The organism is Streptomyces mayonensis, from assembly GCF_018982965.1.
GTDB lineage: Bacteria > Actinomycetota > Actinomycetes > Streptomycetales > Streptomycetaceae > Streptomyces > Streptomyces mayonensis.
Genome location: NZ_JACBYP010000094.1, coordinates 22,632 through 32,286, shown reverse-complemented (window position 1 = coordinate 32,286; position 9,655 = coordinate 22,632). Strand labels below are relative to the sequence as shown.

At 73.2% G+C, this 9,655-nt stretch carries 9 protein-coding genes; 4 read left to right on the top strand and 5 right to left on the bottom strand.

All coding sequences use genetic code 11. The annotated features are described in order from the left end of the window. Positions 1-541: 541 nt before the first annotated feature. Both HZS56_RS28035 and HZS56_RS28030 read right to left on the bottom strand, forming a co-directional pair. Entirely contained in the window at positions 542-2,083 is a 1,542-nt protein-coding gene (locus HZS56_RS28035) for a potassium/proton antiporter (protein WP_216723580.1), read from the bottom strand. Between the two features lie 240 nt (positions 2,084-2,323). After that, positions 2,324-2,614, bottom strand: coding sequence for a DUF3040 domain-containing protein (locus HZS56_RS28030; protein WP_216723579.1), 291 nt, complete (start codon positions 2,612-2,614; stop codon positions 2,324-2,326). A 427-nt stretch (positions 2,615-3,041) separates the two neighbouring features. Between HZS56_RS28030 and HZS56_RS28025 the strand changes: the two genes are divergently transcribed. From HZS56_RS28025 to HZS56_RS28015, 3 genes are all read left to right on the top strand, one after another. After that, positions 3,042-3,317 (top strand): helix-turn-helix domain-containing protein, encoded by a 276-nt coding sequence (locus tag HZS56_RS28025; protein WP_216723578.1) that lies wholly within the window; start codon positions 3,042-3,044, stop codon positions 3,315-3,317. Then, positions 3,314-3,577, top strand: coding sequence for a zinc-ribbon domain-containing protein (locus tag HZS56_RS28020; protein ID WP_216723577.1), 264 nt, complete (start codon positions 3,314-3,316; stop codon positions 3,575-3,577). Before HZS56_RS28025 ends, HZS56_RS28020 begins: the two co-directional genes overlap by 4 nt. A 93-nt stretch (positions 3,578-3,670) precedes the next feature. Next, on the top strand, positions 3,671-4,759 hold the full coding sequence (locus HZS56_RS28015; protein WP_216723576.1) for a PucR family transcriptional regulator: 1,089 nt from the start codon (positions 3,671-3,673) through the stop codon (positions 4,757-4,759). 135 nt (positions 4,760-4,894) lie between these two features. Here HZS56_RS28015 and HZS56_RS28010 read toward each other — a convergent pair whose 3' ends face one another. Together HZS56_RS28010 and HZS56_RS28005 are read right to left on the bottom strand one after the other, a co-directional pair. Then, a complete protein-coding gene (locus HZS56_RS28010) occupies positions 4,895-6,448 on the bottom strand; it encodes a flotillin family protein (protein ID WP_253915034.1) in 1,554 nt (517 codons plus the stop codon). A gap of 140 nt (positions 6,449-6,588) precedes the next feature. Further along, entirely contained in the window at positions 6,589-7,098 is a 510-nt protein-coding gene (locus HZS56_RS28005; protein ID WP_216723575.1) for an NfeD C-terminal domain-containing protein, read from the bottom strand. 255 nt (positions 7,099-7,353) lie between these two features. Between HZS56_RS28005 and HZS56_RS28000 the strand changes: the two genes are divergently transcribed. Then, positions 7,354-9,273 carry an NAD-binding protein gene (locus HZS56_RS28000; protein ID WP_216723584.1) on the top strand — a complete coding sequence of 640 codons (1,920 nt, stop codon included), beginning with the start codon at positions 7,354-7,356 and terminating at the stop codon, positions 9,271-9,273. A 14-nt stretch (positions 9,274-9,287) separates the two neighbouring features. On the opposite strand, the gene tatA is transcribed toward HZS56_RS28000, so the two are convergent. Beyond that, positions 9,288-9,539: a Sec-independent protein translocase subunit TatA gene (gene tatA / locus HZS56_RS27995; RefSeq protein WP_216723574.1), complete on the bottom strand. Its 252-nt coding sequence runs from the start codon at positions 9,537-9,539 to the stop codon at positions 9,288-9,290. Positions 9,540-9,655: the final 116 nt, after the last annotated feature.

Genomic DNA, 9,655 nt, shown 5'->3' with positions numbered 1-9,655 from the left:
AAGAGACTGGGGGGGGGGGGGGGGGGCGGGCGGGGGGGGGGGGGGGGGGGGGGCGTCGTGGTGCGGGCAGGTGGGTGCGCGACCCGGCGTTGCGGGGTGCCGCAGCGCCCACCCGTGCCGCCCCGAGGGCGTCTCCCAGGCCGTTTCAGGCACTGGGGGAGGCACGGCTGCCCGCAGTGCCTGAAACGGCCGGGCACGGCAGCTCGCGGCTCGGCGGCATGCTGCCGCTCGCGGCGGTGGGGTGGGCTGACTGATGTGGCAGCGGGCCGTGCGGCGGCCGGGGGGCGTCAGGCCGGGTCGGGTTCGGGAACGCTGTCGCGGGCCGTGTTGTCGATGCGTACGGGGTGGACGGCGCTCACCGGGCCGACGGGTGGGGTGGTTCGCAGCATGTCGCGCCCCCCGTCTCCTCGTACCGTCGCCGTCTCTTCGTACCCTCGCGCGCTCGCGCCCTTGCGCGTCGGGCGAGAACTGAGGCCCCGTGCGCTCAGCGTCCGCTCAGTACAGCGTCACGGCTCGGTAAAGAAGTTTACCGCATCACTTATTACGCATCGTGTCGCTTTTCGGCAGGAACAGGGATCAACGGCTCCGACTCGGGGGCGCCCTGTTCGCCCAGCCAGCGGGCGAGTTTGCCGCGCCGGCCGACGGCACGCAGCCGGCGTTCCGCCGCCTCCCGCACCTCGGGCGTGGTGATGAGGAGCAGTTCGTCACCGGCGCGCAGCACGGTGTCCCGGTCGGGCACGAGGCTGACGCCGTCGCGGACGACCAGGCTGACGACGGTCGGGTGCGGCAGCCGCAGTTCGAAGACGGTGACGCCGTGCAGGCGCGAGCCCGGCGGGACGGACACCGTGAGCAGGTCGGCGTCCAGGACGTCCAGCGGTGCGGTCTCGACCTGGACCTCGCGCAGCGTGCCGGGACGGGTCACGCCCATGCGGCGGGCGACGGCGGGCAGTGTCGGACCCTGGATCAGGGTGAACAGGACGACCAGGACGAACACGATGTTCAGGGCGTCACGCGCACCGGTCACCCCGGCCACCACCGGGAACGTGGTGAGCACGATGGGTACCGCCCCGCGCAGACCGGCCCAGGAGATGAAGACCTGCTCGCGCCACGGGACACGGAACGGCAGCAGGCAGAGCAGGACCGATACCGGACGGGCGACCAGCAGCAGCACCAGGCCCACGACCAGCGCGGGGAGGATGGCCGCGGGCAGTTCGGACGGGTCGACGAGCAGGCCGAGCATCACGAACAGGCCGATCTGGGCCAGCCAGCCCACGCCCTCGGCGAAGGAGCGGGTGGCGGCGCGGTGGGGCAGCTTGGCGTTGCCGAGGACGAGGCCGGAGAGGTAGGCGGCGATGATGCCGCTGGCGTTCAGCGCACCGGCGGCGGCGAAGGCGACGACGCCGAAACCGACCGTGGCCAGCGGATACAGGCCGGTCGCGGGCAGCGCGATGTGCCGCAGGGCCGCGACCCCCAGTCGGCCGATCACCACCCCCAGGACGCCGCCGACCACGAGCTGGTAGAGCAGGTTGCCCACGACGGGCCCGGGGCCGGGCAGGTCGGCGGTGGTGGAGAAGAGCAGGACCAGGATGATGGTCGGCGCGTCGTTGAAGCCGGACTCGGCCTCCACCAGCACGCTCACCTTCCGCGGCAGCGGCAGCGCGCGCAGTACGGCGAAGACGGCGGCGGCGTCGGTGGAGGAGACGATCGCGCCGACCAGCAGGGCCAGGCGCCACTCCATGCCCAGCAGCCAGTGCGCGCCCGCCGCGGTCACCACGACGGAGATGGCCACACCCACGGTGGCCAGCACACCGGCGGGGGCCAGCAGACGCCGTACGTCGCTCCACTGGGTGGTGAGGCCGCCCTCGACCAGGATCAGCGCCAGGGCGGCGGCACCGAGCGCCTGGGCGAGCTGCGCGTCGTCGAAGCGCAGGCCGAGGCCGTCCTCGCCCGCGACGAGGCCGACGCAGAGGAACAGCAGCAGGCTGGGCAGGCCGATGCGGTGGGCGGCGCGGGCGGCGGCGATGCTGGCCAGCAGGACGGTGCCGCCGATCAGCAGCATCAGGTACAGCTCGGTCAGGGTCATCGAACGGACTCCGGACCGGCCCACGCGTGCCGTTGCCACCCGTCGCGGGCGCCCGGATCACCCGTGCGGCCTTCGCGGCCGCCACCCGTGCGGCCTTCGCAGCCGTCACCCGTGCAGCCTTCGCGGCCGCCTGGATCGCCTGCCCCTTTCCCGCCGCGGCACGGCTCAGGACTCGGCGGCTCAGGATGCGGCGAACCAGGGCTCGGCGAACCGGGGCTCTGTGGCTCAGAGCCCTGTGGCTCAGGACTCGTACGGCGGACTCCGTCTCCCGCGCTCGCGGCGGTGCGGGTCGAAGAGTTCGCCCGCCACCCCCGCGAAGACCAGGCCGGCGGCGATGAGCAGTCCGTGGCCCAGCACCACGCCGGTGGCCAGCGCGCCCAGTGCGGCGGAGAGCAGCAGCCAGGCCCGGCGGTAGCGGTACTCGCGCGGCCGGCAGGGGCGGCCGTCGGCGAAGGCCTGGGCGAAGCGGGGGTCCTCACGGCGCAGACGGGACTCGATCTCGCTGAGTCTGCGGTCGTCGGGTACGGGCATGGGGTCCTCCTCCCGACGCGGGGCCCTGGCTGGGCGACGCGGTCAGTGGGGCGGGCCATGTGCTCTCCTTGCGGGGTGGGACGGTCACGATCACACCAGGGGGGAGCGGCAGGGCCGCGCAGACGCGGCCGACCGTGTGGCGGCCGGTGTGACCTGGTCGCGGCGACCGCCGTGGCCGGGTAAGGGGAGTGGGCTCCAGCCTCGCCCGTCGAGGGGGGTGCGGACCATCCGGGGCGGAGCCCAAATACAGCGGCGTCCGACGTGTAGGGATACGTTCGGATCCTGCCTGGATCTTGTCGCACCTATCGATACTCAATAGATTTACATCGCAGGACGATGGATGTCGCCGACAGGCACGACCCGGGTCAGGAACCTTTCCCGGGCAAGGGCCCGGGCAGGGACCCGGGCGAGGAAGGAGCGCGGAGCGGTGCCGATTGTCGTCGACATCGATGTGATGCTGGCGAAGCGCAAGATGTCCGTGGGTGAACTCGCGGAGCGCGTGGGCATCACCCCCGCCAACCTGGCGGTACTCAAGAACGGCCGCGCCCGGGCGGTGCGGTTCACGACGCTCGCCGCACTCTGCGACGTACTCGAGTGCCAGCCGGGAGACCTGCTGCGCTGGGAGGCGGGGCAGGCAGGGCAGGCGGGGCAGGCAGGGGACAGGCTCCCGCGGGGGGCCGAACCGGAAGGACCCGCCTCATGATCATCTTCGGTACCAAGGGGTACCTCTACCAGCTCGCGATGCTCACGCTGGTGTGCGGCCGGTGCGGGAACCCCGCCGCGCACGCCCTGCGCAAGCGCGTCTCGAAGTTCACGCTGTTCTTCGTGCCGCTGTTCCCGTTCTCCACGAAGTACACGACGCAGTGCACCTTCTGCGGCGCCGAGCAGCAGGTCACCAAGGAGCAGGCGGAACAGCTCCTCGCCACGGAGGGCATACGGCCGGCAACGGACGATAGGGCCTGACCCGGCCCCCGCGCGTTGCCGGTTTCCGGCAGCGTTTACTACCCTCACGTTGCCGGACACCGCGCACGGGGCGTGAACGGCAGGGGAGGCGGGGTGACGGACCTGCAGACGGAGCAGCGGGAGACGTATCTGACGGGGTACGCCGAGATCCTGGCGGGCGTCGCCGGCACCGGACGCCGGCTGACCCGCGACGAGTTGGAGGGACGGCGGCTCTCCGGCGAGCAGGCGGCGGAGTCGGGACACAGCCTGCGCAGTCTCGTACGGCTGCACCTGGACGCCACCCGCACGTCGTGGCCCGGGGGCGCGGAGGGGACGTCGGGCACCGCCGACGGCACCACGGACAGCGTGCTGGCCGCCGTCGCCCAGGCCGTGGACGCCTTCGCCGAGGGGTACGAACGCGCGCAGCGGCTCGCCGTACGGCAGGAGGAGGCCGCGCGGCGGGAGTTCATCGACGACCTGCTCTACGGGCGCAGCGACCTCGGGCGTCTCGCCGAACGGGCCGAGCGCTTCGGCCTCGTCCTCTCCCACGCCCACGCCGTCGCGGTGGCCGAGGGACCCGAGGCGTACGACGACACGGACCCGGTCACCCGGGTCGTGGAGACGGCGCTGATCTCCCGGTTCGGCGACCGGCGCATCCTGCTCACCACCAAGAACGGGCAGCTGGTCTGCATCGCCCCCGGCGACGAGGAGGAGATCCTCGCCTTCTTCGCCAAGCAGGCGTACGCCGCGACGGACGGCGGCCGGGTGGCGGTCGGGCGGCCCCAAACCGGTGCGGGCGGCGTGGTGCACAGCTACGAGGAGGCGCTGAGCACCCTGGAACTGGCCGGCCGGCTGGAGCTGGACGAGCCCGTGGTGCGCGCCGCCGACATGCTGGTCTACCCGGTGCTGGCCCGGGACCGGCAGGCGATGTCCGACCTGGTGCTCAGTGTGCTGGGTCCGCTGCGCGAGGCGCGCGGCGGTGCCGAGCCGCTGCTGGAGACGCTGGAGGTGTACTTCGACTCGGGCTGCGTCTCGGCCGAGGCCGCACGGCGGCTGTCGCTCAGCGTGCGGGCGCTGACCTACCGGCTGGACCGCATCCACCAGCTCACCGGGGCCGATCCCGCCGACCCGGTGCACCGCTACACGCTGCAGACCGCGGTCATCGGGTCCCGGCTGCTCGGCTGGCCCGCGCAGGAGATCTGAGCGGGCCGCCGCGCGGAACGCCGGGGCGCCGCCCGAAGCGGTCCGGCGCCCCCATTGGCGCCGGTACCGGCACCGGTACGGACAGCGGCGCCTGTACAGACTCCGGCATCGGTACAGACACCGGCACCGGCACCGTCAGTCCGTGATCTCCACCTTGCCGTTGCGTCCGTCGCGTCCGTCGCGCTCGTCCCGCGAGTCACTCCCGTCGCGCCCGTCGCGCCCGTCGCGCCCGTCCTCGATGGCCACCGCGGCCGTCCCAGCCGTCCCTGCCGTCCCGGCGGGTGCGTCGCCCTTCGCCGTGATGCCCTTGAGCAGGGACGCCAGGTCGACGCCCGTGGTCGAGGTCAGCAGTTCCATGCCCTGCGCCACGTTGTCGGCGACCGTGCGGGACAGCCGGCTCGCGCCGTCCGTCGAGATGACCGTCATCTTGTCCACGGCCCCGAGCGGCTCGGACGCCTTGGCCACCACCTGGGGCAGCACCTCGACCAGCATCTGCAGCACGGCCGCGTCGCCGTACCGGTCGAAGGCGTCGGCCTTCTTCTGCATCGCCTCGGCCTCGGCGGCGCCCTTGACGCCGATCGCCGCGGCCTCCGCATCGCCCTCGAGGCGTACGGCGTCCGCCAGCGCGCCACGGCGCTGCTTCTCGCCCTCACCGGTGAGCCGGGCGCGCTCGGCCTCGGCCTGGGCGGCGGCGATCCCGGCGGCGCGCTCGGCCTCCGCCTCCTTCACCCGGGCCACCCGGCGGGCCTCCGCCTCCTGTTCGGCCGCGTACCGCTTGGCGTCGGCGGGCTTGCGCACCTCGGTGTCGAGCTGACGGTCCTTCAGCGCGGCCTGCCGCTCGGCGACCTTCTCCTGCTCGGCGAGGATGTCCTGCTGCCGGGCCGCCTCGGCGAGGGGACCGGAGGCGTTGGCGCCGGCCTCGGCCTTGTCGGTCTCGGCCTTGATCTCGGCCTGCTTCAGGTAGAGGGTCCGCTGCGCGACCGCGATCTCCTCCTCCGCCTTCAGCCGCGCCTGCTCGGCGGCCCGCCGGGCCACCGCCTCCGCGATGTCCGCCTCCTGCTTGGCGCGGGCCGCCTCGGGACGGCCGAGGTCCTCGAGGTAGGAGCCCTCGGTGGTGATGTCCTGGATCTGGAAGGCGTCGAGCACCAGGCCCTGCCCGGACAGGCTCGCCTCCGCCTCCTCGGCGACCTGGCCGGCGAACGCCGCCCGGTCGCGGATGACGTCCTCCACGGACATCCGGCCGACGATCGCGCGCAGCGCGCCGGACAGCACCTCCTGGGTGAAGCCGACGATGCCGTCCTGCTGCATCAGGAACCGCTGCGCGGCGGCACGGATCGCGTCCTCCGTGCCGCCGACCTTGACGATCGCGACGCCTTCCAGGTTGGCCTTGACGCCGCGCAGCGTCACCGCGCCGCGCACGGCGACCGGGATGTGCCGCGAGGAGAGGTCCAGCGTGAACCGCTGCTGCACGAACGGCACGACGAACACGCCGCCGCCGACCACGACCTTCTGGCCGCTGTTGTCGGTGAACACCCGGCCGGTCTCCGGGTCGGTGGACTTCTTCCCACGCCGCCCGGTGACGATGAACGCCTCGCTGGGACCCGCCACCTTGTAACGGGTGACCACCACCAGCGCCAGCAGCACCAGGAGTACGACGACTCCCACCACCGCGATGACCACAGGACTCATTGACTACGCCCCCGAATCACACAGAGAGAACAGAACCAGAACAGAACCAACAGAAGTGAGAAACAGGCTCACTCACGGATAAGAAACAATTTTGGGTTGAGCACGGCTTTCGGGGTCGGCCGGGCCTCTTCGGCGGAAGCTCAGCGCTCCACCGGACGGACCACGACCGACGTGCCCGTCGGCACCGACTCGACCCACACCTCGACGCCCCGCGCCACCGGCACCGCACTGCGCGCCGCGCACTTCAGAGGCTGTCCGGCCAGTCGGAGGAGGACCTCGCCGTAGCCGTCGGCCGGGATGGCGGTCACCACCTTGCCCGCGGTGCCGAGCAGGTCGTCCGTGCTGGGCGTGACGGCCGTCTGGTCGCGCATCAGCGCGCGGCTGAACCGGTACGTCAGCCAGCCGGCCCCCACCCCGGCGGCCGCGCCGACCCCGGCGGCACCCGCGGGGCCCGTCCAACCGGTACCGAGGGCGATGGCCCCACCGAAGCCGGTCATCGCCGTGAACCCCGCGACGACCGGCAGCGACAGCCACCCCTCCAGAACGCCGTCCAGCACCCCGTCGAAGACGCCTTCCAGCACTCCGCCGAAGACCAGCGACAGGGCGAGCAGCACGACCCCCGTGATGCCAAGCCCGAGAAACCAGGCCATGCGCGCTTCCCCCTCCCGCCTGATCGCCGAGCTTCGGTGAGTCACATCCTCACACGCGGCGCCATACCACGTCATTGCCGATCTCCGGCAACCTTTACGCGTCTTTGATGCCGCCCTCGCTCTCCGCGGACGCCCTCCGGACACACTGCGGGCGCTCTTGGAACCACGCCGGGCGCCTGTACTGTCATTCCTCAAATGGGGACTCATACGGGGAGCGTTCCGAACCAGGTTCCGCCGGGCGACGGTTACCCGCACATGGTGGTGTGCGGCGACGACGGCCTCGCACACCGGCTGGCCGCCGAACTGCGCGGCGTCTACCGCGAGCAGGTCACACTCGTCGTCCCGCCCACCGGGGGCAGGGTGCACCAGCCGGTGGTGGGGCGGGCCCGCGCGGCGTCGGCGGCGCTGCGGGACATCGTCACCGCGGCCGTCAGCCGCGGCGGCAACGGCGACCAGGCCGACCCCGGCCGCGAACTGGAGGCCACCGAACCGACCGAGGACGTGCTCGCGGAGGCCGGCGTGGACCGGGCCGGAGCGCTGGCCCTCGTGTACGACGACGACGAGACGAACATCCGGGCCGCGCTGACCGCCCGCCGCCTCAATCCCGGACTGCGGCTGGTCCTGCGCCTGTACAACCGGCGCCTGGGCCAGCACATCGAGGAACTCCTCGACCAGAGCGCCGCGTTGGCGACGGACGGCGGGCGGTCCGCCGGACCCGGCGGGGGCGAGGGTTCGACGACGGTGCTGTCCGACGCGGACACGGCCGCGCCCGCGCTGGCGGCCACCGCGCTCGTCGGCACCAGCAAGGTCGTGGAGACGGACGGGCTGCTGCTGCGGGCCGTGGAGCGCGATCCGCCGCGCCCCGGCCAGGTGACGCCCCCGGGCCTCGGCACCCTTGCCCTGCTGTCCGCGACGAGCAACGACCCGGCGGGGGCGGACGGTTCGGAGGACAGCGGGGAGCACGGGCCGCAACTGCTGCCGGACGCCGCGGCGGTGGAGGCGGCCACCGGGCGGGGGACGGTGACGCTGGAGCAGGTGTCGTACTCCGGGCCGCCGCTGCCCGCGGCACGGGCCGGTGTGCCGCCGTTCGGCGAGCTGTTCTCGCGGCGCCTGCGGTGGTCGCTGGCCGGCCTGGCGGCGTGCGTGGTCGCGCTGGCCGTGGCGCTGATGGTGGTCTCCGGCGACCATCCGCTGCACGCCACCTACGTGACGCTGCTCGACCTGTTCGCCATCAACGAGCCCGCCCTCGAAGAGGACCGGGGTGCGCAGATCCTGCAACTGCTCTCCGGGTTCGTCGGGTTGCTGCTGCTGCCGGTCCTGCTGGCGGCCGTCCTGGAGGCGCTGGGCACCTTCCGTACGGCGTCCACCCTGCGCAAGCCGCCCCGCGGACTCGGCGGGCACGTCGTCCTGCTCGGCCTCGGCAAGATCGGCACGCGGGTGCTGACCCGGCTGCGGGAACTGGACATCCCCGTGGTGTGCGTCGAGGCCGACCCCGAGGCGCGCGGCATGGCCACGGCGCGGCGGCTGCGGGTGCCGGTGGTGCTCGGGGACGTCACCGAGGAGGGCGTCCTGGAGGCCGCCAAGATCCACCGCGCGCACTCGCTGCTCGCGCTGACCAGCGTGGACACGACCAACCTGGAGGCGGTGCTGTACGCCCGCTCCGTACGGTCCCGGCTGCGGGTGGTCCTGCGCCTGTACGACGACGACTTCGCGACCGCCGTGTACCGCACCCTGCGCGCCGCGCATCCCGACGCGCTCACCCGGAGCCGCAGCGTGACGCACCTGGCGGCGCCGTCCTTCGCCGGGGCGATGATGGGCCGGCAGATCCTGGGCGCGATCCCCGTCGAGCGGCGCGTGCTGCTGTTCGCGGCGGTCGAGGTGGCAGGGCATCCGCAACTGGAGGGCAGGACGGTCGGGGAGGCGTTCCGTGCGGGGGCGTGGCGGGTGCTGGCCCTGGAGGTCTCCGACGGGGAGCAGGACGACGCCGACCGCGGCGCGGGCGGCGGTACGGGCAGCGGGACGGGCGGGGAAGGGGCCCGGGAGTCGCGGCTGCTGTGGGACCTGCCGGACACGTACGTCCTGCGGGGCCGGGACCGGGTGGTGCTGGCGGCCACGCGCCGCGGACTGGCCGAGCTGCTGGGCCGGCGGACCCGCCAGGCGACGAACAACCGGTAGGGCCGGCCCAGGCCTCACCGGTCGCCGTCGGGGGCGGCCCCGGCGGCCCCCGCCACCTCGCCACCACCGGGCCGCACGGCCGGTCCGCCGTCGGGCCCAGCGGTCGGTCCGCCGTCGGACTTCATGGCCGCGGCCTCGCTCTTCAGGATGCGGGCCGACTTGCCGAGCGAACGCGCCATGTCGGGCAGCTTCTTCGAGCCGAACAGCACGACGAACACGATCGCCACGACGAGCAGGTGCCAGGGTTCCAGTCCGTTCCGGAGCATCAGCCCCTCCTTCCGTGCAACTTTCGGGCTTCATCCGTGCTTCTTCCGGCTTCTTCCGCGCTTCGCTCTCGAGCCGTGACGGCTCGGCCGGCCGCAACCTTCGATTGCTATATTGC